Origin of the sequence: Bdellovibrio bacteriovorus, assembly GCF_001592735.1 — a bacterium.
In the GTDB taxonomy this organism is placed as follows: domain Bacteria; phylum Bdellovibrionota; class Bdellovibrionia; order Bdellovibrionales; family Bdellovibrionaceae; genus Bdellovibrio; species Bdellovibrio bacteriovorus_D.
The window spans coordinates 703,047-728,356 of record NZ_LUKE01000001.1; the positions used below are offsets into that span (position 1 = coordinate 703,047).

26 protein-coding genes are annotated in these 25,310 nt (G+C 45.6%); 12 read left to right on the forward strand and 14 right to left on the reverse strand.

The features are described 5' to 3' along the window. From AZI86_RS03315 to AZI86_RS03340, 6 genes are all read right to left on the reverse strand, one after another. A complete protein-coding gene (locus AZI86_RS03315) occupies positions 1-1,062 on the reverse strand; it encodes a hypothetical protein (RefSeq protein ID WP_061833673.1) in 1,062 nt (353 codons plus the stop codon). A gap of 172 nt (positions 1,063-1,234) precedes the next feature. Next, complete coding sequence (locus tag AZI86_RS03320; RefSeq protein WP_061833674.1) at positions 1,235-1,606, reverse strand: YkgJ family cysteine cluster protein; 372 nt, start codon at positions 1,604-1,606, stop codon at positions 1,235-1,237. A gap of 11 nt (positions 1,607-1,617) precedes the next feature. Then, positions 1,618-2,757 carry a polysaccharide deacetylase family protein gene (locus AZI86_RS03325; protein ID WP_061833675.1) on the reverse strand — a complete coding sequence of 380 codons (1,140 nt, stop codon included), beginning with the start codon at positions 2,755-2,757 and terminating at the stop codon, positions 1,618-1,620. Positions 2,758-2,764: 7 nt separating this feature from the next. Beyond that, positions 2,765-4,186, reverse strand: coding sequence for a hypothetical protein (locus tag AZI86_RS03330; RefSeq protein WP_096000874.1), 1,422 nt, complete (start codon positions 4,184-4,186; stop codon positions 2,765-2,767). Positions 4,187-4,306: 120 nt separating this feature from the next. After that, complete coding sequence (locus tag AZI86_RS03335; RefSeq protein ID WP_061833676.1) at positions 4,307-5,605, reverse strand: O-antigen ligase family protein; 1,299 nt, start codon at positions 5,603-5,605, stop codon at positions 4,307-4,309. A 2-nt stretch (positions 5,606-5,607) separates the two neighbouring features. Beyond that, positions 5,608-6,159 (reverse strand): SLBB domain-containing protein, encoded by a 552-nt coding sequence (locus AZI86_RS03340; RefSeq protein WP_061833677.1) that lies wholly within the window; start codon positions 6,157-6,159, stop codon positions 5,608-5,610. A 102-nt stretch (positions 6,160-6,261) separates the two neighbouring features. On the opposite strand from AZI86_RS03340, the gene AZI86_RS03345 reads away from it, so the two are divergent. Continuing rightward, the gene (locus AZI86_RS03345) at positions 6,262-7,254 is read left to right on the forward strand and encodes a hypothetical protein (protein ID WP_253715651.1); all 993 of its coding nucleotides are present in this window, start codon (positions 6,262-6,264) and stop codon (positions 7,252-7,254) included. Here AZI86_RS03345 and AZI86_RS03350 read toward each other — a convergent pair whose 3' ends face one another. After that, positions 7,255-8,277, reverse strand: coding sequence for a hypothetical protein (locus AZI86_RS03350; protein WP_061833679.1), 1,023 nt, complete (start codon positions 8,275-8,277; stop codon positions 7,255-7,257). It abuts the gene before it with no gap. A 153-nt stretch (positions 8,278-8,430) separates the two neighbouring features. On the opposite strand from AZI86_RS03350, the gene AZI86_RS03355 reads away from it, so the two are divergent. Next, positions 8,431-9,714 carry an Hsp70 family protein gene (locus AZI86_RS03355; RefSeq protein ID WP_061833680.1) on the forward strand — a complete coding sequence of 428 codons (1,284 nt, stop codon included), beginning with the start codon at positions 8,431-8,433 and terminating at the stop codon, positions 9,712-9,714. On the opposite strand, the gene AZI86_RS03360 is transcribed toward AZI86_RS03355, so the two are convergent. From AZI86_RS03360 to folD, 4 genes are read right to left on the reverse strand one after another with little or no spacing between them, the layout of a single operon-like run. After that, complete coding sequence (locus AZI86_RS03360; RefSeq protein ID WP_061833681.1) at positions 9,711-11,012, reverse strand: class I SAM-dependent rRNA methyltransferase; 1,302 nt, start codon at positions 11,010-11,012, stop codon at positions 9,711-9,713. The genes AZI86_RS03355 and AZI86_RS03360 overlap by 4 nt on opposite strands. Positions 11,013-11,017: 5 nt before the next feature. Further along, the gene (locus tag AZI86_RS03365) at positions 11,018-12,112 is read right to left on the reverse strand and encodes an esterase-like activity of phytase family protein (RefSeq protein WP_061833682.1); all 1,095 of its coding nucleotides are present in this window, start codon (positions 12,110-12,112) and stop codon (positions 11,018-11,020) included. Position 12,113: 1 nt separating this feature from the next. Next, positions 12,114-13,154, reverse strand: a complete 1,041-nt coding sequence (locus AZI86_RS03370; protein ID WP_061833683.1) for an aromatic ring-hydroxylating oxygenase subunit alpha — start codon at positions 13,152-13,154, stop codon at positions 12,114-12,116. 22 nt (positions 13,155-13,176) lie between these two features. Beyond that, positions 13,177-14,037 carry a bifunctional methylenetetrahydrofolate dehydrogenase/methenyltetrahydrofolate cyclohydrolase FolD gene (folD, locus tag AZI86_RS03375; protein WP_061833684.1) on the reverse strand — a complete coding sequence of 287 codons (861 nt, stop codon included), beginning with the start codon at positions 14,035-14,037 and terminating at the stop codon, positions 13,177-13,179. Positions 14,038-14,228: 191 nt separating this feature from the next. Here folD and AZI86_RS03380 point away from each other — a divergent pair, with 191 nt between their 5' ends. The 7 genes from AZI86_RS03380 to AZI86_RS03405 all read left to right on the forward strand — a co-directional run bounded on the left by AZI86_RS03380 (position 14,229) and on the right by AZI86_RS03405 (position 17,457). Continuing rightward, positions 14,229-14,510, forward strand: coding sequence for a hypothetical protein (locus tag AZI86_RS03380; protein ID WP_061833685.1), 282 nt, complete (start codon positions 14,229-14,231; stop codon positions 14,508-14,510). 119 nt (positions 14,511-14,629) lie between these two features. Next, the gene (locus tag AZI86_RS03385) at positions 14,630-14,899 is read left to right on the forward strand and encodes a Flp family type IVb pilin (protein WP_061833686.1); all 270 of its coding nucleotides are present in this window, start codon (positions 14,630-14,632) and stop codon (positions 14,897-14,899) included. 2 nt (positions 14,900-14,901) lie between these two features. After that, the gene (locus AZI86_RS03390) at positions 14,902-15,246 is read left to right on the forward strand and encodes a hypothetical protein (RefSeq protein ID WP_061833687.1); all 345 of its coding nucleotides are present in this window, start codon (positions 14,902-14,904) and stop codon (positions 15,244-15,246) included. Positions 15,247-15,258: 12 nt separating this feature from the next. Then, entirely contained in the window at positions 15,259-15,990 is a 732-nt protein-coding gene (locus tag AZI86_RS03395; RefSeq protein WP_061833688.1) for a hypothetical protein, read from the forward strand. After that, the gene (locus tag AZI86_RS19310) at positions 15,984-16,121 is read left to right on the forward strand and encodes a hypothetical protein (RefSeq protein WP_172797985.1); all 138 of its coding nucleotides are present in this window, start codon (positions 15,984-15,986) and stop codon (positions 16,119-16,121) included. The genes AZI86_RS03395 and AZI86_RS19310 overlap by 7 nt, the downstream gene beginning before the upstream one ends. Positions 16,122-16,140: 19 nt before the next feature. After that, positions 16,141-16,569, forward strand: a complete 429-nt coding sequence (locus tag AZI86_RS03400; protein WP_253715660.1) for a hypothetical protein — start codon at positions 16,141-16,143, stop codon at positions 16,567-16,569. Positions 16,570-16,578: 9 nt separating this feature from the next. Continuing rightward, a complete protein-coding gene (locus AZI86_RS03405) occupies positions 16,579-17,457 on the forward strand; it encodes a hypothetical protein (RefSeq protein ID WP_061833689.1) in 879 nt (292 codons plus the stop codon). Here AZI86_RS03405 and AZI86_RS03410 read toward each other — a convergent pair. Together AZI86_RS03410 and AZI86_RS03415 are read right to left on the reverse strand one after the other, a co-directional pair. Next, entirely contained in the window at positions 17,446-18,708 is a 1,263-nt protein-coding gene (locus AZI86_RS03410) for an amidohydrolase (RefSeq protein WP_061833690.1), read from the reverse strand. The two genes, AZI86_RS03405 and AZI86_RS03410, sit on opposite strands and share 12 nt — an antisense overlap. Before the next feature lie 54 nt (positions 18,709-18,762). Then, complete coding sequence (locus tag AZI86_RS03415) at positions 18,763-20,751, reverse strand: hypothetical protein (RefSeq protein WP_061833691.1); 1,989 nt, start codon at positions 20,749-20,751, stop codon at positions 18,763-18,765. A 219-nt stretch (positions 20,752-20,970) separates the two neighbouring features. On the opposite strand from AZI86_RS03415, the gene AZI86_RS03420 reads away from it, so the two are divergent. The 3 genes from AZI86_RS03420 to AZI86_RS03430 all read left to right on the forward strand — a co-directional run bounded on the left by AZI86_RS03420 (position 20,971) and on the right by AZI86_RS03430 (position 24,572). Further along, positions 20,971-22,077: a hybrid sensor histidine kinase/response regulator gene (locus tag AZI86_RS03420; RefSeq protein ID WP_061835038.1), complete on the forward strand. Its 1,107-nt coding sequence runs from the start codon at positions 20,971-20,973 to the stop codon at positions 22,075-22,077. 75 nt (positions 22,078-22,152) lie between these two features. Continuing rightward, on the forward strand, positions 22,153-23,454 hold the full coding sequence (locus tag AZI86_RS03425; protein ID WP_061833692.1) for a pilus assembly protein: 1,302 nt from the start codon (positions 22,153-22,155) through the stop codon (positions 23,452-23,454). Further along, positions 23,451-24,572, forward strand: a complete 1,122-nt coding sequence (locus AZI86_RS03430; RefSeq protein WP_061833693.1) for a CpaF family protein — start codon at positions 23,451-23,453, stop codon at positions 24,570-24,572. Before AZI86_RS03425 ends, AZI86_RS03430 begins: the two co-directional genes overlap by 4 nt. Here AZI86_RS03430 and AZI86_RS03435 read toward each other — a convergent pair. Next, positions 24,569-25,270, reverse strand: a complete 702-nt coding sequence (locus AZI86_RS03435) for a rhomboid family intramembrane serine protease (protein WP_081111767.1) — start codon at positions 25,268-25,270, stop codon at positions 24,569-24,571. The genes AZI86_RS03430 and AZI86_RS03435 overlap by 4 nt on opposite strands. Between the last annotated feature and the right edge of the window lie 40 nt (positions 25,271-25,310).

Consider the following 25,310-nt stretch of genomic DNA (forward strand, 5'->3'; position numbering starts at 1 on the left):
TTACAGTGACGCTACTGTGCTTTGCGGAAGTTGAGCGAGTGCATTAACCGCGATAGCTCTGATCGCTGCATCTGAGCTGTCTGCTAACTTGGCGAAAATATCATGAAACTGACCGTAACCAGACACCGAGTTCGTCGCTACGTTGCCGCGGGAAGTACGTGGGTCTGTCGATACCGGAGTTGTGCCATTTTTAGCATTTTGATATCCCTCAAGAATAACATCTGTCGCCATGGTCACGCTTGCTAAGTCGTTTGACTGTATAACGGCAGCTAAAATATTTAAGCGTCCTGAAGTCGCATAAGACTTAAGATATGATAAAGCACCGCTTTGTACTTCAGCAGGAAACTGTTCGTAATGCTGAGTCGTCACCATGAAACCTTGTGTGTTGTAGAAAGCTTTCGCCGCCACTAATCCCAATTTTTGAGTCTCAGTGTTATTGGATTTATAAAGACCATCCACAATACGATAGTATGTTTCAGCATCAACTTCTTTGCTTGAAAATGCTGCGATCAATTTTGATACATTGGCTGCCGTTGGTTCCGCCATCAACAGGGCGTACCACTGGTCACCAGACATGCCGTCAGCCTTATCACCTTTTCCATCAGCCGCTGCCGCCGCATTATTACCACCGTTATTTGCATAAGCCGCGCGAGCATTGCCCGCACCAAAGAATCCATCATCAGCCCATTTTTTTGTTGGGTTGCCTTCAACCGTGTTTACGCTAACTTTAGGCTTTTTAGCTTCTTCCGCTTTTTTAGCCACGGCCTTCGCCGCCGCTTTAGCAGCCGCGGCCGCCTGAGCTTTTTTAGCTTCTTCGGCCTTTTTCTTTTCTTCGGCTTTCTTTTTAGCAAAAGGATTGGTGTAAGAACGATCGACTTCGCGATCGCCTAAATCAAATAACGAAGCCAAAAAGGATTTCTTAATACGTGGCATTTCGTATGTGATGTCACCGCTTAAGATGGCGTTCTGTACAGGAGTCTTTAGGACATAACCCAGTCCACCAATCATGGTGATTGATAGTGCGAAGATCGCGATTTCGAGTTTTCTGTCTGTGAAGCCCATGTTAGCCTCCTGTTTCTTGATATAATCAAGAGCAGGGCTTGTGCCAGCCTAACTCGAATACAATGAATTTGTGCCTATTCCACTCTGAGACAAGGACAATCTTGCGCGTGCCAATGTATAAAAAACCGACAGTCCCTCTCTGAGACCGGGGGTTTTGCCCTCTGAAAAGGCCTTATTTTCCGGGGCAAAAACCGGGACGCGGCCCAATGGCAGGAAACTGGCGACACGTATCGGGACGCTTTTCATAAACGGTGCAAAGACGGGTTTTTGAGTCGAGATAAAGACAGTCACGATTGGCTTTTTGGGTGAGCATAAAAAGCTCCGTGCCCTGACGGTACGAAGTAATGATCCCTTCCCGAGTCAGGCGCTTGGCCACCTTTTTCACACTGCCCGCGGCCTCGTCTTCCGTCACCACCCCCAAACGGATCAAGTCAGACAAACGGATTTCCACGGGCATTGTACAACAACTGCCCGAGCACCCCTGGCATAATCCATTTTTATAAGGCCTCCACGTGGATGGCCGATCAACGTCAGCGTATTTCATGAGCGGGGATCTTACGGCTGATTGGGTTTACGCACAAGCTTGCTGTTATAGCGCGACTGTAAATCGGCGGGCTGAAGCAAAACAATGTTATAACCGCGGCTATAAACCTCTTTTAAAAACTGAGGCATAATCTCCGCCGTGCGGCGCTGGATATCATGGAAAAGGATAATTCCGCGTCCCGCACGTGCTACTTCCGATAAAGCTTTATTTAGAAGCTGCTCATTTGAAGTCGCGCGCCAGTCTTCACTATCCATATTCCACGCAAACTCACCCACCTGGCTGGTTTTTAAAAAGTCTTTTAACTGAGGTGAGGCTTCGCCATACGGAAAGCGGAAGAAAGGGTCTACCCAACCCAAAATACCGTGAATCACCTGATGAGCACCGCGGATCTCATTGGTCGCTTCCTCAAATGTTAACATATGGCCGTTTTTGCTTTGGCAAATCGCGTTTGAAGCCAAACACGCATGACTCATAGAATGCGAGCCGATCGAATGACCCTCGGCCGCAATCTTCTTAACGATTTGGGGATTCACTAAAGCGTTCTTACCTTGATTAAAGAAAATCGCTTTCGCATTTACTTCTTTTAAGGATTTCAAAATGCTTTCAGTGTGTTCGTTGCTGGGCCCATCATCAAAGGTCAGGACGATTTCTTTTGGAGCCACATCTCCTGACCACGCAAAGTATCCCATCGATGTATCGCGTTTTTGAATATTGTCAGGAAAGCGGAAACCCGCTGACCAATCCTTTTGTGCTACGTTGACCGTCAGGCCTGCGCGCTCCGATACGTAGTGGTCGTCCAATTTTTTTTGTAAAGCTTGTTTACACGGCGCCACTAAATATTGATTTTCAGATTTCTTTATTTCATTTTCAAAAAGTGTCAGCTCTAATGCCGAAAGACTTGAAAGGCCAGCGCAAATTTTTGCGCTCATGTCTTGTTCAGAAATTTCGCCATTTTTAACAGCCGCATTCCATTTTTCAAAAAGGATTTCGGGATTAGAAGGCGAACTTTCCCATTCTAAGAGGTTGGTGGCCGAGTGATTGTCGAGCACAGCTTGTTTCACGTTTTGGGAAACTTCGAAATTATTTTGGCAAGCCGCCAGGGTGCTAGCGGCCAAGACGCTGACTCCGAACTTAAGAAGTGCGTTTTTCATCGGGTACCTACTGTGTTACGTCTGTCCCCTGCCCAACGTTAAGAACATTCCAAGCAACACTTGAAGATTGCTCGGCCCCCTGTTCGGTTTCTTTTTTTGCTTCTGGTTTTTTCAAACTGAACTTAATCTTAGAATTCTCGATGATCACGCGCGGATCTACCGAATGATTATCAAAGATAACCAAGTTGCGGGAAGCTTGCGCCGTCACCACATGTGGGTTCCACAAATAACGGAAATAAATTAATAAAGAGCCAATAAATTGACTGAACAACAATGACAAAAGACCCAAGCTTAATAGACCAATTTGCGGTGCCGTGGTTTCCCAGCGAGCCCGTTCGATCACTTCAAAACGCGTATCAATCGAAAGTTTTTGCGCATCGAGCTTCGCAAGGCCCGAACTCAACTCTTTATATCGGTTGAATTCAAGTTCTGATTTCTTTTTCAGGTCTTCAACCATGGCTGCTTCAAATGGTAAAGACTTCGATTCTTTTTTAAGACGGTCAATCGAAGCTTGTACTTGCCCCAGCTTTTCTTGCAAAAGGCTGTTTTCAATTTTTAAAGCTTCGATACGTCCGCCCACACCGTAAAGGGAACTTTCCCTTTGGCCGGTCCGGCCATTGTTGAGGTATTCAATCATACGACGATTTTCAGAAATCTTAAGTTTGATTTCATTTGCACGAACCAAAAGATCTGAAACGTAATCACCCATTTTGCTGGCTGAAGCCAATGGCAAGACGTTACCGTCTTTGTTTTGCATTTCTGCAAGTTGTTTGCTGAAAGAAACTAGCTTTTGATCTGCATCTTCTTTTTGCTTCGCCATGAAATCTTCAACACGTTGGATTTCATCCAGCTCGCGCTGCTTTAGTTTTTCCGCCGCTAATTCAGAAGCCGCATTTGAAATAAATAATGACATCGCCTTATTCGGTGTTACCGCCGAAACTTTGATTTCAAAATCAGAATCCAATTGAACTTTCGTCCAACGATTCAACTGCTGAAACAAAGCCACCTTTTGTTCCGGGGTCGAAGCGTCATTCAAAAACTTTTCTTTAAAAACGTCGAAGCCTTCACGCTCTTCCATCGTAATTTTTGAACTTGCGCCACATTCTTCCAAACGCTGTAAAAGTGCTTCGTAAAACTCGCGCGTTTTTAGATACTCAATGTGTTTTGTTAAAAGACTGTTCCCCTTTTTTGACTCTTGTACTGATTTAGAAAGGCCAAAAAATTGGCTCGAGAATGCTTGCAGTGTTGAGTTCTGGGAATCGTTAATCACGATAGTGGACGAAGCAATAAACGGAACTTTTACGACGTAAACGGCTACACTTAAACCGAAAAGGCCCAAAGCAAAAACCAAAAACATACGCCAGTGTGACATATATAGTTTGATAATTTCACCTAATGTGAGTTCAGGCTCGATATGTTGATCGTTCATGAAAAAGATCCTCTCCAACGCTCGGTAGCGGTAAAGCATTGGTTTTGCCACTGATTTGTACCATTGACCCGTGTTTAATATGTAATGAGGATTAATACTTTGAAATTACTTCCGGGTTGTTCAATTTTTTGTCAGAGTCTGGTTTTGAATGGATCTTAAGGTGCTAGCCGCCACAAAACCGAAAACCATCCAATACATTCGGTCGGCCATCCCGCCAATCGACAAATGGACGTGATAGATCACCAAGATGGGGATGTGGGCCAACAAATAAATCGCAATCTGGCGCTTGGATATATCGGAAACCATAAGGGTTTTTAAAGCGCCAATAGTCATTATAAGAAGCGCAAAGCCACTTAAAGCTAAGAATGGCCACCCACCTATAACCCCGGCCGAAATGAAAATATTGTGAGGGTCTTTCATAGCATTATAGTTTGAGACGTCAACGTCGTTCCCGGCAGCGAATTTAGAAAGCAAACCATGGCCAAGCCACGGCTCCTCCATAAAAATTTCACTGCCCCGTTCGACCTCTTCCCATCTGGAAGCCACGCCGTCTTGGGCTTCTCGGTTTCCTAAGGAATTTTGTCCGGTAGCAATCCCTTGGGCAAATTCATAAACCGTCGGACCAAAAAAAAGGGTGAAAGTCACAAACAATGAAATGAAAGCAAATTTAAAAATACGCCCCTGATTGGATTGGGTTTTATGCATGATCATCGTCACCACAAAAGCCAACAACGCCGCCGCCGCCGAGGACCGAGTCCCCGTTAAAACCACAGCGACAAAGCTCGTAAAAATAATCAATGCATTCCAAATCTTATGTTTCGATTTGGTTTCAACTAAAAAAGTTCCTAGCGAAAAAACAAAAGCGATGGTCGCACAAGTCACCATGTGCGGAATATGTTTAAAGATGCCAATGAAGCGTCCCCCTTTAAAAACAGCTCCCGGCGCGACCAATAACAAAGCGAGCGAAATTAAAACTAGAGTGCCGGACCATCTTTGCACAAAACGCACAAAGTCTTCGGGGCTCCATAGGCTGGGAATGGCAACTCCATAAACCATGATCATGAAGATGGCCATGCCCGCCGCCCCCAACTGCAAGATGGTAGACTCTTGGGTGTTAACAAAGTGCGTTTGTAGAACCGTCTGTACAGAAAGGGTTAAGGTCAGCAAAAATAAAAAAAGCTTATAAAAAGGACTGAGCGAATAGCGATCGCGCACTTTCAAGAAAAGTAAAAGCAGCGGCACGCCGAAAAGCACACATAAAAAAACATTCACCACCGGATGCAGACCGGCCTGGAATAAGATGAACGAAAAATTTCGCGGGACCGGCAAAAAGCTTCCCAACGAAATCTTGGCAATAAAGATCATCGCGACCAGGGCTTTTATCAAAAATAAAATACGTCCGTCGCGAGCTTTGATCATTCTTATTTTCTTGAGTTGTTATCGATAAGGATGGCGGTCAAGGCAATACTTAAAATCATCGAAACCACCGTGATTCCCCGAGCTGTTTCATTGCTGACCCATGAAGTTCTGGGCGGAACATAGATAAAATCATCTTGTTGCAGTTTAAGATTGCGAGCGCCCCCGTATTTGATCAGCTTTTCGGCATCGATTTCAAAAGCGCCTTGGTATTCATTGATGGCTTTAGATTCCAGATTTGCCCAAGTTTTAGGCTCCATCTTGCGCACAAGAATCTCACCCAGGTCGCCCCCACTGGTTGTTCCCCCCGCCAAGGTGATCAACTTTAGAAGATCCGTGTTCGCCGGGATATAATAGATACCGGGACGGCCTACGGCCCCTAAAAGCTGCACATTGATCATGGATTCTTTGGGCGAAGATCGGTAAATGTATTCAGCGGACTGCTGCGGAGGCTTGATGTCGTTTAGCAGCCCAATATCTTGTGCCTGAGCCGTGGTGAGGCAGGTCATCATTGCGAATACAAAGGCCATGGTTAATCGTAAAAACTTAACGAACATTAGGAACCTCCAACAAATACCTCTACTGGACCTAAATCGAGAGCGGGTCGTCGTCAATAAATTTCGATGACTTGACTTCAGTCTGTGCTCACAATGGAGTCTATGACGAGTTCTTCTTCTGATCACGAAAAACTTTTTGATGAAATCTGCAGTAAACTTAATGAACTAAGCACTCATGGGTCTGGGGATGGTTTACCACCTCAACCTAAGTATGAGCAGATGCAAGTTCAAATGAAAAAATTCCATTCGGAGCTTCAAGGCTCTCAGGAAGTCCTACTAGAGAAAATTAAAACTCTAGAGAACGTTTCTTACGGGCCTGAAACGTTGGACTCGCAGCTAAAACAGCTCGCCGACCAGCTTTCAGCGGAACGTGCGAACAATACCAAACTTAGCACCGACCTTGCTAAGTCTTTAGAGCTGAGCTTACAGCTTCAACTTGAAATTCAAGGTCTTAAGGGCCGAGCTTTGCAAATGCAAAACGAAGAAAAAAAGTACAGCCAGGCTCTTTTTGATAAAACACGCGTATTGCAACGTGATCTTGATCTGAATCACGCCCTTAAAGAAGAAACGGCGATGGAGTTGGCAAAAGCCAAACACGCTTTCGCCAAAGAACAAGAACTTTGGGAACAACAACGTGATGTTTTTGAAGCAGACATCCAGGCTTTGAAAACACAAAAGTTCGATTTAGAGCAAGTTCTAGAAGAAACGCGCTCCACTTTGGCGGAACGCGAGGTCACAATCAGTTCATTGAATGAAGAGATCGAAAAGATCTCAACTGCATTTAACGAGGTTGAAACGTCCGCGGCGAAACAAAATGATGTTCTTAAAAATCTTATGAGTGTGGCTGAAACTAAGATCATTGAAATGAAATTGGCCTTAGATAAAAAATCTTTAGAAGCGCAAGACTATTACAGTCACTTGCAACAAGCTTTGACTCACCTAGGTGTTTTGAAGCAGGAAAATGCGGCTTTAAAAGAGTACGTGGCAAAATTGAACTATTACCACCAACAAACTCAGCAGGCCCAACAAGCCCAAATGGCGGTGGCGCACATGGCTCAGGCCCAAGCACAAGCTCAGGCCATTCCTCAGACTTAATTATTTTCTTGGAAGCTTCGGAAAGGCGCGATGACGTAAAACTTGTTGCGCCGTTTTTCCCTTCACTTTGTAGTAAGGGATGTTCGTTTTCACATCCCCCAAACCCATTTTCGTAAATGGATTTTTAGAATCTTTCCACGCCATCATGCCGGAAAAGAAATCAAAACGGCCCGTACCGGTAACTCCACGACCACGATCACGGATCACAAAGTAACCTGAGTGTTTTGATCCATCCGGCAGCTCCATGCCGACAACGCCCGGAATGTAAATAACTTGTCCTGGCTCATAAAGACTTAAATCCGCCGCTAAAGTATAAAACGGATCTAAACAGGCATTTTCGACGCCGAATCCATACTTGCAACTGTCTTTGATTTCAAAGAAACGGTCTTGGCCATTTCGAGCGCCTAGTACGTTAAAAGAACGCGTCACACCATCTTGAACAATGGCGCAAGATCCTTGCAAGCCACATTCTTTGGCCGTCTTTTCGCAAACTTTTAAAAGCTCTTTCCCGCCCGAAGCATGCATCATCGTGTCCTTTTCACACTTTGACTCGTCTTCGTTAAACACCGGAAAATAATAGATCGTAGGCTTTAAACGTCCCGGACCGGTGAAATCCGATTTTTCCGCCTCTGCTTTGGCCACGGGTTTTTCACTATCTTCTTTTTCTTCAGTGGGTTTCGCCACCCGAGATGTTTTTTTAGAAGGATCTCTTTCCGTTTTTGGTTTTACGGTCTCTTGTTTTTCAACTTCTTTATCATTGGAATTTTGCTCCACTTTCGGCTGTTCGGCAGTTTTATTTTCCGCAACAGTAGACTCTTGCACAGGAGCATTTTCAGCGGCTTGATCCGCGGCTTCTTCTTGGTCAGAAAACTGCCAAGGTCCACCGTCAGGAATCACCGAGTGTTCCGAAGCACTTCGCTCATTAGATTGCGATGGAAGAGCTTGAAATCCCTTGCTACACGCCACAGAACATAACAATAAGATTGCGATCAGTCCTTTCGAGTATGTATTCCGGGCTTTCATGGGATTCTCCTTTTTTAAGAATCTTCGAACGGCAGAATAACAGAATGTTTCCACAATGAAGGTCCCAAAGACCAGGTCTTGAAAAGAAGCTAAAAGAGGTGCCGTTAAAGGGCCTTTATTGAGAAGCGTGACAATATTTGCTAAGGTTTTGAAATGGCTACAGACACGATCCTCTCTATAGACTTTGGCACAAGCAATTCCCTGGTCGGCGCTCATCATGAAGGACGTCGTTATGAAGCTTTGCCTATTGATCCGATGGCCGCTGATCCTACAATGATGAGGACTCTTCTGTTTTTCCCCCATCCCGATCTTTGTTATTATGGTTCGGAAGCCATTTCCCAGTACATAGAACAAGACATGGAAGGACGCCTTTTTAGGTCGTTCAAATCCCATCTGCCCAACAAAAACTATCTGGGAACCATGCTGAATAATCGCATTCTGACCCTTGAAAGCTTGGTGGGAGTTTTTCTTTTAGAGCTAAAAAAACGGGCAGAGAAAATCTTGAACACCAAGATAGAAAAAGCCGTGATTGGAAAACCTGCACGCTATTCGATGGATTCCGTGGCTGATGGTTTTGCTCTTCATCGTATGCAAAAAGCCGCGGCTTTCGCCGGCTTTAAAGACGTGCAATTCGTGCCAGAACCTTTGGCCGCCGCTTTTGATTATCGCCGCAGTTTGAAGTCCGAAAAGATTGTCCTCATTGGTGACTTCGGCGGTGGTACATCGGACTTCACGGTGATTCGCTTACGCCCCGAGGGCTTTAAAAAAGAAGATGTGCTAGCCATCGATGGTTGTCCCCTTGCCGGTGACGCGCTAGACAGCGTTTTTATGAGCCATCGCCTCAGTGATTATTTTGGAGCAAAATCCCGATATCGCCTGCCGATGGGAAGCAATGTTTTAACGATGCCCTTAGCCGTCACTCAACGCCTGAATCATCCTGCTCACATTGTGCATCTTAAAGAAAAAGAAACTTACGAATTCATTCGCGAAGTAAAGAAATGCTCGCTAACGCAAAAAGATGCCGACGCCGTGGAACGACTGTTTGTGCTGATCGAAGATCAACAGATCTTTCCCTTTTTCGAATCAATTGAAAAAACCAAACGGGCACTTTCACAAGAACCGCAGACCGAATTCAAATTTAATTATCCGGGATTAGAGCTGACCGAACCGTTTACCATCGCACAATTCATCGAATGGTCCTCGCAAACAAAAGAAAAAATCTTTTCCGCTCTGGACCGCTGCCTAGAAACTGCGGGTCTAAAAACCGAGGATGTTGATCTGGTTTGTTTAACCGGCGGAACCGCCAAAGTGCCCTTTATCCAGAACGAGCTAGAAACCCGTTTTGGAAAAAATCGCCTGCAAACTCAAAGTCACTTTCACTCGGTTCTTTCAGGATTAACAGAATCGGCCAACTTTTGGTCCCAAGGCGTTCTTTAAACGTAGTGAACGTACATCTTTAAATAGAAACCCTCTGGAAACTGCATCAATGTCGGATGATCCGCGGCATGCCCACCACGCAGAACACTTCTGATTTCTGAGTGATTGCGGAGGGCCGCTTTTCTGATAGCATCGCGGAACTCTTCTTCTTCTAACAAACCCGAACAAGAACACGAGGCCACAAAGCCGTTCTTTTTTACGACACGGAAAGCCTGAGTGTTCATTTTCACGTAAGCATGTTTACCAATGGGAATATCTTTTTTGGATTTAATAAACGCCGGAGGATCGGCAATCACGATGTCGTAATGAGAAGCCGCTAACTGGGTGAGTCCTTCAGAAACATCCATTTCATGAACGATAACATTCGCGCCTTCACGTTCTGCGTTCTTTTTAGCAAAAGCCAATGCGGACTTAGAAACGTCGACGATCGAAACTTCAACATCAAATCCAAGGTGTCTTAATGCACGGGTGATCTGAGTCGACCAATGCCCGACGTAACAGCATAGATCTAAAACACGAAGGGTGCGCTTTTCTTGGGTTTTTGCCCAATTCTTAAAAAGATTCACCGCTAAATAAATATTGTGCGTTTGATCTAAAAAGAATCCGGTTTTTTGACCCTCTTTAAGATCACAGCTCATCGAAATCAAACCGTCGTCACCGGCCGCATTGAGCAGGATTTCAATATCACTGAGATCCATACCTTCAATGTCTTTGACCGTTTTGGGCTCTTCGACATTAAGGCCCTCAAGTTTACGAATATTGACGTCATTCCGAATAACCACCGCACTGTCTTGCCAAGCAAAGCTCGACAAACCTCGCTTGTGCGCTTTTTCAATCAAGCCTTTAAAGAAAGTTTCGGCTTCTTTTAAGGCTTCATTCATTCCGGCAGTCACTAACTGCGCGGCAAAGACCTGAGCCTGTTTGCCATTTTGGCGAACCAGGTAATAATCTAAAACCAAACCCGGAATGTAGTCAGATTCACCGAAAGCTAAGCGGAAACTGCCGCGAAAGCCCGCCGCTTTACGCACTTGCCACGCGTTTAAAATCTTATTCTGCAAAAAATCAAAACCCGTCGGTTGTTCTTCTTGGCTATTAAAACTTAAAGCACGAAACGCAATTAAAGAATGAGGATTCCCGTAACCGCGAGCCAAAAATTGACCTTTTGCATCTTGCAATTCGATCGGAGTTCCCGGAATCAAGCCCTTAGGGCTTTGTGAAAGTTCATTTGAAAACACCCACGGGTGCCCGCTGCGAATGCGCTTATCAGCACCTTGACGTAAACGCCATACAGTCATCATAAAAGTTATTCCCCTTCAACGGCGAACACGATCAGTTCCGTGATTTGTGTTTTGCTAAAATTATTATCTGACATCACCAGCAAAGTTTTTCGACCATCAGGTAAAATCGGTCCCCAAGCCAGTGCTTCAAAATTATCCACGGGCTTGTCTTTGCGTTGAGTTTTTAAATCCAGTTCAAAATCAATCAACTTCGTCTTTGTCGCCGGCGTCACTTTGGCGGGAACTAACTTTTCCATGCCGCTGATATCCGTCGCCTTAGAAAAATCAGCCAAGTAGATACCGATACTTGAAGTCCAAATTTTCTTAGGACTGATCTTCGCCCCCCGCTCCATCACCAAAATCTTGGTATCTGAAACGGCCAAAATTTCCGAAACCCCGCGGAAAATTTCTTTAGGCAGATTGTCCGTCATAAGCGCATCAATCTTATATGCGTATTCGGCGGTGACTTTAAACTTTTCACCTTTTTCGTATTTGATAATACGAATGAAATCACCCTTGTCTTCTTCGTTGGCAACCACATCTTGCTGCAAAGCTTTTTCAATGCCGGCAAAAACAAACTTCCCGTCAGGGCTTGCCGTCAAACCTTCAAAAGAAGCGTTGTTCTGCACGCCTTTAGTTTGCTTCCCCGTTTCTTCCGGCAAGAACTTGTCGGGGACCGGAAGATCTAAAAGCCATTTACCGGTGGCATCGATGTGAAAGATGCGCGACATCTCTCGCGGTTTAGCGTCGTTATTGCCTTCAGATGAAATTAAAAAAGTTCCGTCAAATAAACGAACCAAGCCTTCCGGATCAAGTCCCGGCTTTTTGCCATCTTTAAGTGGCAATCCCGACAACTCATGAACGGATTTGGGATCTAGCGTGATTTTCTTTTTATCAAGTTTCAGGGTAAACGCATAAAATCGTTCGTTGTTGATGCGCCCCTTGTCGTCGGACAAAGCATACAAAACACCGTCATGATACGCGATTCCCGAAAGACCGCCGATTTCAGTTTTTGCAAACTTGGTTCCGGTCTTAATCGCAGTCTCTCCAATGTACTCTAACTTCATCGCTTGCGCGGCATGCGCAAGTGTCAGAATCACAAAACAAACCAAGAACTTCATACTAGCTTCTCCAGCGAAGTTCGGTTTCTTTAACGGGATGATTGAAAGGACGTTTCGCTTCAAGACTATCATGGAATTCCGTTTTTAAAGCATAATACCATTTAGCTTGAGTATCGGCGTCTTTAATCAGCATCAGGCTTGGATCATATTGCAAACCCACCTGTTGCTTAGTGACCGCATCCATATCTTGCCCCAAGAATGTTTTAGAAAAGCTATTAATGGCCGGCTTCAGCAAGCTTAACCAAGGAATATTCCAGTAAGCCAATTGCGTGACTCGCGTGTTTTTATCATCCACCGGAGTTAATGCCGTGTAGGAATAAAAATGGCGAGTGCCGACTTCGATATGCTCAACACGGATACACGGCAAAGTGAAAGTAATCTCAGTGGTGGGTGCTCCGCCCAAAATTTTATAAGCTTTCGAGTTTTTTGAAGGCTGGTGGCGCACCATTTGAAATCCATAATCGACCGGCGCAAATTTTTTACGCTTTTCTAACATGGTTTTTTCTGAACGCCAGAACCAGCTTTTGTGCACGTAAGGCCCGTGAGCAGGATCCATCAATCCGATGACCGCATGGTCCACGTGACATGGAAAGTTCACGACCTGGCAGATATTTGGTTTTACATTCGCCGGAAAAGCTTCCATCACCGGAATTTTGGGAGCTAAAGAAACATCATAATCTTTATCGCCGACAAAAACCCAGATCAGACCTTGAGCTTCATGAACAGGATATGAACGGACTTTGATTTTGTTAGGATTTAAATCCTGACCCGGGCACAGCGAAGGAATTTCGGTACACATGCCGGAACCATCAAATTTCCAACCGTGGTAAGGGCACTCGATTGTATTTTCAACCACGCGCCCAAAGCTAAATGGAATACCACGGTGAGGACAGATATCGCGAATGGCGGAAGCTTTGCCTTCTTTATCACGAAAGAACACGATCGGCTCATTGAGGATTTTTCTTGATTGAGGTTTGTTACCAACAAGCTCGTGGCTTGGCAATCCCACATACCAAACATTTTTTAAAAAACCCGTGTACATAAATCTTAAATCCTAACGATTTCTAGTTTTTTAAACTCGCGCGTTTTTCTGCAAGCTCGCAAGTATTTTCAATCAGGGTGGCAATAGTCATCGGACCCACACCACCTGGAACTGGAGTGGCGGCTTTCACCCATCCTTCAAGTTCTTCGTAGCGAACATCGCCACACAGCTTTCCGCCAGGTCCCGCGCGGTGCATGCCCACATCGATGACGATAGCGTCCTTTTTGAAATCGTCTTTTCCTAACATGCGCGCACGTCCGGCGGCAACAACCACAAGATCTGCATTTAAAGTGTATTCCGAAAGATTCTTTGTTTTAGAGTGGCACAAAGTCACTGTGGCATTGGCTTCGGTCAAGAGCTGCGCCATAGGCTTTCCTACGATATTACTGCGGCCCACGACAACGGCCTTCATGCCTTCGACTGAAATTTTATAATGGCGTAAAATCTTCATGACTCCTTCGGGAGTGCAGGGCTTAACAAAAGGTTTGCCAGCAAAAAAGTATCCTAAGGAAGCATAAGTGAGTCCATCGGCGTCTTTCTCTGAAGCGACCAGACTTAACACCTCATCAGCACTTAAATGTGGTGGCAAAGGGAACTGCACCAAAATACCATCCACGTGATCATCCGCATTTAGACTGCGAATCATCAACGTTAATTCTGCTTGGGAAATATCCGCCGGAAGTTCATGCAACGTGGACGTCATGCCCACGGCCTCACAGGCAATTTTTTTATTTTTTACGTACACGTGACTTGCTGGATCGTCGCCAACTATGACGACGGACAAATGAGGAGCTCTCCCGTATTTTTGCGTGAACGCCTGAACACGCGGGACCAAAGATGAACGCACTTCGCCAGCCACTTCTTTACCATTAAGAACGAGCATGCAAGACCTCCCCATTTTTTGAGCCTTCAATCTGAGCCATTTGCCGAAGAAATTCAATAATTTAGTTGGCTTTTGTGTGCGGCAAAAACAGAGCTTTTACCCTTGTTTTTACGGCTTCCAACCCTATTTTATTCTTGCCTCGGCGTACCCGCCCGTTGTACAAACCCTTTAAAACATAGGGGATTTTCTAAATGGCTGAAAAAGTTAAGCTTTCCAAAGACGGCAGTTCCATTGATTTCGTTCAGTCCGACAACCTTCCAACGTCCCTAAAAAAATTCCGTCAAAGCCCCGAGATCGAAGGGTTCTATCGTTTTATCTTTGAAAATGACTTACAAAAAGAAGCATACGAAATCCTAGATCGTATTATTTTGCAGCGTAAAGCCAAAAAAGCCGATGCTAAAAAAGAAGCGCAAGCGGCCGCTAAAGAAGAAAAAGCCGCAGCCAAAGCTGCGACTAAAGGTAAAAAGAAATAAGCTTTTTTCCGAAAATTAATTTTTAAATAAAAAAAGGTCCGCTCTACGGACCTTTTTTTTATTTAAAATCTCCTTAAGCCTCCCCCGGCATTTGCACCCGTCGCCGCGCTGGAGGAACTATGAAAAAAAAATTAATTAAAAACCAATCCGGCCAAGGCTTAGTTGAATATCTTATCATCGTGGCCATTGTCGCCGTGGGCAGCATCGCCGTCATCAAAGCCGTTGGCGGAAATATCAACGTGCAATTTGCTAACGTCGCGCAAGCATTGGGTGGCAAAGAGTCTCGCAAAAAAGACGCTCACGAAGTTACTGAGACGATGTACAAAAAAAGAGACTTCGGCAGCTTCTTTGAAGGCGCCGTAAACTCGAAGTCCAATAAAGATCAGTAACCGTGAAATTGAATCGAAAGGGGCAAGGCTTGGTGGAAACTGTGCTAAGCCTGCCCTTAGTTATTTTGGTTGTGACCGGTATTGTGATCTTACTTCACCGTTCGCTGATTTTTCATATCGCCGATTACCAGGCGCATGAAGCTTTGATCTGCAGCCAAAGTGAAAGCACTCACTTTTGCGAACAAGAACTTCAAAATCGTTTGCGTAAAATTCTTTTATCGGGATCAACCTCTTCAGCGCTGATTACAAGATCCCTGCGGGGTGGCAACCAAGTTACCGTCACCATCCTTCTTAACCATGGGTGGAAAGATATCAGTCCACCGATTGAAATTAAAAAATCCCTTTAAAAGGACTTAGTCATGATTCGTAATCAAAAAGGTTTTGCGCTGGTCATGACGATGGCGTTGCTGCCCGCTCTTATCGCAGGATTCTTTCTTGCTTGGGCCGCCGTTGGATTTATCCAACAAGATTTAGCGCTTAAACATGCTTGCCGAGATCAGGGAATTACTGGACAGAAAAATGCAGGTGTCCTGTTAGAAAGACTTTTGAAATTAAATCCCGAAGCAGAAAATCTAAAAAGAAAACAGGCTCGTTTAAAAGTACAAATCGCAGCCGCCTTAGCTAAAGGAAATTTTCCACTGGCGGCCTCCCTGCGATCCCAACTATTCCTTGTCGATGCATCACGTTTACAGCTGGATATCAAACAACGCGGTCTTATCCATGAAAGCAATCGCGCGCTTTTCACGGCTCACAATCGCGGACGTGCCCAGATTCAGAAAAATCTCCAAGCCACGTCTTCGGTTTTTCTTCAGCTTAAACTTAAGAACATCCGCGGAAGTGCTCCGCAATTGGCGGTCCGTCCGGATTATCCGGACATCGCTCCGACATACAGCACCGTGTCCAACTTTTCGACCCAACAAGCCTTGGCGCACGAATGGCATTATAGCGCCGCGGTCGGTACACCGTTTTCGTATTTTCTTCCCGGAGAATTTGAATTTAAAAAAGCCTGTGCCGTCAGTTTAAAAAAGGAGCTTGTTAAATGGTCGCCGCAAATAATAAGGGGCAACTTCTCGTGGAAGTCGGTGTGGTAATACTGCTGATCGCATTGGTCGCCTTTGCCGCCTTGAATGAACTTAGCCAAAATCAAAAACCTTTTAAAAAATATCAATTCACCCGCGAGGATTCCCGTGCCCAAAAATATTCCGGCTCTAATAAAAAATAATCTGCTAATCATTGCCTTTGTGTTGTTCGGGCCAATTGCTTATTTTTCTCAAAGCTCCCCAGAAGAAAAAGAAGTCCCAACAAGTTTTGCTCTTCCGGAAGTCAAATCCGCTGACACCTTTATTCCGCGTGGTTTTGTCTTAGTCCCCATCGAGATGGCCAATGCCGAATCGCTTTCTTCTTTAGTGGGCGATGTTGGCGGCGTGGTGGATTTATATTTAGCAACCACCGATCGTCAAAAAGGCGGTCAAAAGGTTGGTTCGCGTTTAAAACTCTTACGCGCGCCTTTAAATCCTCAGCAGTATGCCGTCTTAGTAAAGGACAGTGAAAGTTCACGCATCTTACAACACCCAGGCCCTTTTGTGGCCGTCGTGCAAAACCCAGAAACCCGTGGCGCCGAAGTCACTACCAATGGTCCTTCGCGCGTCAAAATTGATTACCAAAACTAGAGGTCACTTATGAAAACTTGGATCTATGTCACGATTTTATTTTTAAGTTCGCTGTCTTCCGCAGAAACCGTTTTGGTCCGAGCCCCCTCATCTTCTCCATTTGCCTATGAGCTTTTCCTAAAACAGAAGCCTCAATTTATTTCTTATGTCGAATACCAACACCGAAAATTACAAACTCAAGGAAAACAAGAGGAAAAGATTTTCGCTTTGGCAGATTCGTTTCAAAGTTCTCCGGAATTAACTTTGATGCATCTCAAAGGCCTGCAAGCGGAAGCCCCTTGGACTTTGATGAGTTTGCGTTTTACTCGCGACCTCATCGAAAAATCTCTGCCCACGGCGAATGGAAATTTGCGCCGTGAATTGCAAAGCCTTTACTGTAAAACTGCCGTACTAATAAACGAAGGCCCGCTGGCGACAAACTGTCCAACACAATATATTTCGTTAGATATTTTAAGAAAGAAGTTTCCCAAAGCCGACAAAGTTCTTATCGAAACTTTAGGGTTTAGTTTGGCCGACCCCGCGAACCCCGTGATTGCCGCCCAGATGCGCTATCATTGGACATTTCTTTCTAACTCGGGAAAAGCCGTCACTTTCTATGGAACTTATGAACAGCTTTTTCAACAAAGTTTTACCTTCGCGGACAGTGTGAATGGAACTTGTGAGGGATTTACCACTGATTTTGACGATCTGACGGTGCAATCAAGTTCTCAAGTTTATTTTTCAGATACCTGTTTAAAAGGAAGTGCTCTTCCGGAAGGCTCAAAAACCAGTTGGATAAAAGAAGACCGCACGTGGTGGGTCGCGGCAGGCTTGGTGGTTTTAGGGGGCCTTGCTTATTCTTTAAAAGATAAAAAAGTGTCTATCACCGCGCCGGGATTAAAGTTCTAATCTGCGCCCGTCGAAAACGATTTCTTTAACGATGCCGTCTTCGATCACTGAATAAGAATCCGCAAAGTTTTTATCTGGATGAGAGTGTATAACCGCAATGTCGCCCGTGAATTTTTTAATTCCGGCAGCAACACTTTCATCTAAGGCTTTTTTATTGCGCCAAAAAGAGGGCGGCTCAACCGGAGCATCGCAACCAAAGGACATCGGAATCTGAGCATTCTTTAATGCTTCCCACGGAAAAACATAACGATATAAGTCGGACAATTTTTCTTTCAACCACACCTGATCGCTAAGCCAGTGACAGGGTTGCATATGACAACGCACATGCAAAGGCTTCATCATTTGAATGGTTTCTGGACGAAGAATTTGGGCGTGCTCTAAATTCAAACGTCCCACCGCCCCTGCCGCGGATATTTTACGAGCTAACGCCACCATATCATGGGCCGCTTGATCACCAATGACGTGCACCGAAAATTCTAACCCTGCCGCCCAAGTTTTTTTGATAACCTCTTCCACTTGCTCTAAAGGCCAAAGCGCCGAGCCTTGGCCTTCACTTGTTTTTCCGTAATAAGGTTTTGAAAGATAGGCCGTCTGCGATCCTAAAGTACCATCGTAAAAAAGCTTAATACCTTTCATGCGTAGGTACGAAGTCTCTGCTTTTTTTGCTTGTAAGCATAAGGCCAACATGTGATCTAAATCGTTCAAATCGTGAGTCGTATAGTTTTCCTCTAACGCTACGGTCAGCTCTTTTGAATCTGACATTTCGACTAAAAGATTCCACAAGGACTCTGAACACGTTAGATCACGCACATGCGTGAAGCCGCCTTTGTTATATTCTTTGCAGGCAGATAGGATGTGCGCGCGTTGTTGGGTTTTGGTGTAATTCGGCAACTGGTCCCAGGCGCGCAAGTGATCCTTTTCGATTAAAATTCCATTTTCAGATTGAATACCGAAATACTCTAATGCTTTCGAATTCACCCATGAACGATGTCCATCTTTACGTGCAAAGAAAACCGCACGATTTGGAAATAGCTTATCTAAAAGATCTTTATGGGGAGGTGTGGGCCAGTGTTTTTCATTCCAGCCAAATCCCACCAGCCATTCTCCCCGCAAAAATGCCGGGTTGTTTTCATCGACGGAGGCCAGGTCTTCCGCTTTTTGAAGCGAGCCTAAATGCAAACCCGAAGCGAACTGCCCTGTTGCAAGAAAATGTCCGTGGCTATCGTAAAGACGTGGGATCTTATAAAGCATAAGACCCTCTGTTTTAGCAGAGGGTCTTCGTATTTTTAAGTTATTTCTATGATTTTATCGAGCGGCTGGCAATCCGCCAGTACCTGTATTGATTCCAGACCCTGTAGAGCCTGGGATTGTTGAAAGGCCGCCTCCGATATAGCTGCCTCCACCAATACCGCCGCCAAGTCCGCCACCGATAGATCCACCGATGACACCACCGCCGTATTGAACTTGTTGGATGCGATATAAAAGCCCGTAAAGTTCTTGTTGAAGGCTAGCCACAACTTGCTGACGTTGCATTTGTTGTTGAACGTATTGCTGTTGTTGCTGCATGTACATTTGGTATTGCTGCAATTGCATTTGCATCATTTGTTGTTGCATGCCCATGCCGCCAATTTGCATTCCCATTCCTGGCATACCCATTCCGGCCAAGCCCATGCCCATACCCGGCATTCCCATTCCTGCCATGCCCATTCCCGGGATTGCACTTAGACCGCCGGCCATACCCATACCAGGATATCCCATGCCCATTCCTGGGTAGCCCATACCAGCCATACCCATACCTGGATAGCCCATGCCACCGGCCATACCCATACCTGGATAGCCCATGCCACCAGCCATGCCTAAACCACCGAATGCACCCATACCTGGGTAACCCATTCCAGCCATGCCCATTCCAGGATAACCCATGCCACCGGCCATACCCATACCTGGATAGCCCATGCCTGCCATGCCTAAACCACCAAATGCGCCCATGCCGGGGTAACCCATGCCGCCACCCATTCCTGGGAAGCCCATACCCATACCGCCGCCCATTCCGCCGAATGGACCCGCCATACCCCAAGGACCCATGCCTGGGTTGTACATACCGCCGCCCATTCCTGGGAAGCCTAAGCCCGCCATGCCATAAGGGTTGCCCCACATGCCAGCACCGTTCATACCACCGTAAGGACCCATCATTCCGTAAGGTCCACCATTATTTCCAGCACAACCGAAACCACCTTGGCCAATACCGCCACCCATGGCTCCGTAAATTCCGCTGCCGCCACCAACAACTTGGCCCATGCCCGTTGCGATCGCGCCTAATCCGTATCCGTAACCTTGAGCAGCCCAAGGATCCGTCGGCCATCCAATATTGGCATTGGCATTCGCAACCATTTTATTCGTTTTGTAACCCGCATACATCGACACCAAACCAAGACCGACGTTACCAACAACGGAAGCCCAGTCTGTTTGTGGTCGTTGATATTGGTACGAGTTGCCTTGAACCAAACAGTCTAAGCAAACGCCACCTTCAAGCTGTTCACGTCTTCTTTCCGCCGCTTCATCTCGCGCTTCTTGAAGCGCCATACGTTTATCTTCTTTGTATTCGTCGATATTTGCTTCTAAGTTTTCGATTTCCGTCTGAAGTTTTTGAGCAATGTAATTGTTGCGACGATATTCGGTGATTGCTTTTGTACAGTTCACCGGAGTTCCACGTCCAACTCGCACTCCACGACCGCCGTCACCACGTAAACTACTACATACGAATTCTTTATTTAGATCCCCGCGATCACGGCAAACGCGGCCCCACGTATCGGCATCAATGCCGTCATGAGTTTGCTTGCCGGCGTTGCTATCGATTCTTTGTCCACCTTGGGAGCCGCTAGCAACCACGCCGTCTTCTTCATCAACGGGAGTTGGGGCATCATTAGGACGACGATTTGGAATATAGTCTGCATATTCATGACAGCTAAATGCATTGTCCATGTGATTGAAAAGAGCATCAGTGTACTGGCCATCAACGGCTCTTTCGATTTCAGAACGAGAGCGCTTCACTTTAGTTTCGACACGTTTTAATTCAGATTTTTTCTTGTTAAGTTCTCGCTTAGTTTCTTCGATCGCTTGTTGCGCTTCACGAACGGCATCTAAATCGCTCGTTGCTCCTTGAGCAGCACCGTAGTCATACGGACAAGCTTGCATACCACCGTAAACACCCGCGCCCCACATTTGAGCTTGAGCTCCAACTGCAATACTCATCACGATTGTGAAGGGCACTACAATTCGCATCCATAACTTCATAAACGATCTCCCTGATAGGAAATAGACTTTATCATTAGTAATATCGTCAGGGAGAGAGACGGACTTGACTCATTCTTGAGCAAAAGTGTTGAAAGATTATTGAAACTAGACTTAAGTCGCCTTAAGAATCGTCCGTCTTTCCCGCTATCATCCATGACAAGCAACTAGCCCGTGCAAAATCCTTTGCACAGCTCTTTTTCAAATCCTACACTAGCTTACATGACGAAGCACACAATACTTTGTGTTGATGATGAAATAGATAATGTTGATGCGCTAGAAAGGCTCTTCCGCAAGAGGTTTACTGTCCTAAAGGCCACCTCAGGTAAGCAAGCATTAGCACTTCTCGACGAACATCCAGGCCCTGTGGCCTTGATCATCACCGACCAGCGCATGCCTGAAATGACCGGTGTCGAGTTTTTAGAAAAAACTCTGAATTCTCATCCTGATACAACTCGCATTCTTCTTACCGGCTACACGGATTTAGAATCCGTGATCACCGCCGTGAACAAGGGACAGATCTTTCGCTATTTAACGAAGCCTTGGGACCCGGTGGATCTTGCTAACACGGTCGATCACGCAATTGAAAGATTTGTTTTAGGCAAAGAACTAAAACAAAAAAATGCGGAACTCGCCAAAGCCTTAGAAGAGCTTAAAAGCTTGGACGTCGCAAAATCCAACTTCATGATCTTGATTAATCACGAATTAAAAACTCCTCTGACGTCAATTTTAAGTTTTGCGGCTTTGCTAGCAGAGTCTAACTTGGCTGACGAAGATAAATTGATGGTTCAACGAATCAACAAAAGTGCCGATCGCCTAAAAACTTTGGTGGACGACGTTTTACTTATCGTTCGCGCCGAAACCAATCAGCTTAAAATCGACAAACAAAGCACGGCCTTTGTTCGTTTTGATGATGGACTTAGCAAAGACGTTCAAGACTTGGTTCATAAAAAAAGTCAGAAGATCACGAGCCAACTTTTGCCCGTGCATGTCGAGGCCGATGTGCGACTCATTAAACAAGTGATGTTGCGGTTGATTCACAATGCCGCAAAATTTGGGGCCGAGGGAAGCGATATTTTAGTAGCCACCGAACAGCACGGAAATAGTCTGCGCTTTATGGTCACCAACCAGGGGCCCCAATTACCGACTTCGGTGATGGAAAAAATTGCCAAGCCTTTTTATATTGATGAAGACGTCATGTACCATTCCACCGGACTAGGGCTGGGACTCACTATTTGTCAGTCTATTTTGAAAGCGCACGGTTCACAGATTCAATTTAAAAACACTGGTGATGGTGTGATGGTGTATTTCGATCTTCCGACCACTTAATGTCCGGAAGTCGATCATCAATTGCTCGTCGGTTAAAAACTGATATCGACACTATATTGCAAGAGTGGCTTTCCCATGAAAATCGCTCTTCTTTTTTTCACCAGCCTATTCCTTCATCTTCCGCTTCTGGCGGCAGAAAAAAATATCACTCTTTCGTTGGGCGAATCGCACAGGATTCCTTTACGGGGAGCGCCCTCCATATGGATTCAGAACCGCCATATCATTAAAGCCGACGGTGTGGGCTCCCAGCTGGTGTTAAAAGCCCAAAATGAAGGGCGCACCACTTTAAAAATTGCTAATGAAGTTTACGAGATCCAAGTCTTGCATCCCCTTAAAACCAACTCGCTTGACGGATTTCAAAATTTTTTAAAAGGTATTGTCGGGCTTTCAGTGCAGGTGAAAGATGGCGACTTGCAACTAAAAGGCACCCTCTATCGCCTCCAAGACTGGGTGCGCGTCGCCGACTTTGCCCGAGCTCAACGTATTTCTTATCAAATGTATTCCGAAATTCCCGCGGCTTTGCGAGAGCAAATACAAACTTATTTTTCTGACAGATTGGCGACGGCCAAGCTGCCACCGCAGACCCTCATTTTCGATTCTCGCCCCGAAATCCGGATCAAATCATCAGAACTTTCGGCAAAAAAATATGAACAAATATTTTCTCCCTTCGGAATACAGGTGATTCATGATGACTCCAGCATCTCCATCGAACCCACTGTCAAAGTGGAGATCACCGTGGCCGAAGTCAGAAAGAGTCTTTCACGAAAATGGGGCGTTTCTTGGCCTTCAACTTACGCGGCGACGGTTTTACCCAACGGATCATGGAGCCATAACGGTCTGCAATTACAACTCAACGGAGTTGAAGAAAGCGGAGACGCCAGAATTTTAGCATCCCCTAACCTGTTATGCCGAAGCGGGCAGGAGGCTGAGTTTTTGGCCGGCGGAGAGTTTCCGATAAAGGTGGTTGGGTATAGAACTGAAAGTGTTATGTGGCGTCGCTATGGTATTTCCTTAAAAGTAAAACCGCGCGCCGATGCCTCCGGCAGAATCAGTTTATCTTTAGAAACCGAAGTCACTTCGCTTGATGGAGCTTCAAAAGTTGAAGATGTGCCGGGCTTACGCATCAACAAAGTTTCCAGTCATTTTGATCTTACCAAACCACAGACTATCGCCTTATCGGGCCTTATCACCCACGAGGACGCCAACAGCTCTTCGGGTTTGCCGTGGATTTCAAAAATACCGGTCTTGGGCGGACTTTTTTCAAGTAAAGACTTCCAGGAGCGTCGTTCTGAATTGGTGATCTTTGTTCGACCCACTATCGTCAAAGAACAGCCCGAAGAAAGTCAGCTTGCTCATTTAAAAGAAGGTCCGCGATGAATTTAGAAGTCAAAGCTATCTATGATCGTTTGCAAGATGAAATTTCCAAACTGCCTTTAAATGAATTCTTGCTGTCGCCAGAAGAAGAACAAAGTTTACGGTCACAAAAAATTGAGGGGTTGATTCAAAAGCATATCAACTTAGTACCTCCGCAAATTCAAAAACGTCTGCGCGATGAATTGGACTTTTGGGGGCCGCTGCAAGAGCCCATGGCTGATGAATCTATCAGCGAGATTATTGTGAATGGACCTCAATCCATTTGGCTGGAGCGCCAAGGGAAGCTGGAAAGACACACGGACTTCTTTTTTTCAGATTTGAGTTTTCGCAATTGCATGGATCGTCTGTGCCATGAGGCCCGCACTCATTTGACTGTTGAAAATCCCTTCTCCGAAGGACGTTTTCGGGAATTTCGCGTGACTTTGATTGGGACCGAACTCACTGGGTCCGACATGCATCTGTCGTTACGTCGGCATCCTAAAAATCCGTGGACCTTTGAAAGACTTCAGCAGCATCAATGGTGTTCTCCCCAGATGTTGCCACTCTTCCAAAAGATCATCACGGAACGAAAGAATTTTTTAGTCATTGGCCCCACGGGGTCAGGAAAGACTTCTGTGTTAAATTCGTTTTTAGGTCTTTTACCGGCGCAAGAACGTGTCGTGGTGATTGAAGATACTTCTGAAATTGCCCTGCCCAATCAAGCCAGCATGAAACTTCTCACCCGCGATGATCCCCAAGGAATTTTATCTTCCATTGATCAGACGCAGCTTTTAAAACGCTCTTTGCGTTTGCGCCCCGATCGATTGGTGATGGGGGAAGTGCGCGGAGCTGAAGCCAAAGACTTTTTAATGGCTCTGGCCACCGGCCACGCCGGAAGCTTTGGAACCTTGCATGCACAAAATGCCGCCCAAGCGCTTATCCGTTTAGAAATGCTCATTCAAATGGGTGCCGCTCAATGGGGTTTATCAGCCATTCGCCGTTTGATTCAACTTTCGTTAGATTACGTGATTGTGGCGGGACGAAATTCTAATGGCCAAAGAGAACTGCAAGGCATTTATCGTCTTTGCTCTTTAGAAGATCACGGATTCTTGCTTGAAGCCGTGACGGAAAAAGACTTTTAAATTCGCGGCGGCCCTAAAGGGGTCGCTTCTTCATCGATATCGCTTCGAAATACGACTTCGTCTTCCTCAGGCTCTTCGACTTTCACGATGGCTTTTAAAAAGGTATCGCGTCGGAAATAATAATAAGCACCACCGCTTAATAAACCGACGATAAAACCGACGAAGTGAGCTCCATAGCTGATTTGCGGATCAAAAGCCGTCGACGGCATAAAGACGGCTAAGGCCACCCCCAGCACCCGCAGAATTCTTTGAGTCACAGTGCGCTGCTGATCCAATAAAAGATACAACACTAACCACGCCCCACCCATCCAATAGACCACGCCCGACATCCCAATCAAGCGGATATCGCCATGATATTGCGAAACCACGATGGCGTTAATCAGTCCACCCATAGCTAATGCCAACGTCGGGAATAACCACGCACCAAAATAGCCTGAAAGAAAATATCCTAAGATAAAGTATAAAAGAGAATTTGAAATCAAATGACCAAAATCTGCGTGGGCGAAAAGTGTCGTCCAAAGGCGCCAGAAATCTTTTTGTATGAATACTTCAGAATAAGAGGCCGGCATCCACGAAGCGGCAGAAAGAGTATCCGTCCAATAAAAGACGCTGCCCAAATATAAAATAGCTGTCGACCAAACGGCAATGAACCACGCCGATTTTGAGGGCTTTTGTGTGAGCCACGTCGCCGTGATCATAAATAACTCCGCTTCTCAAAAAAAGGGCCCCTAAGAAGAG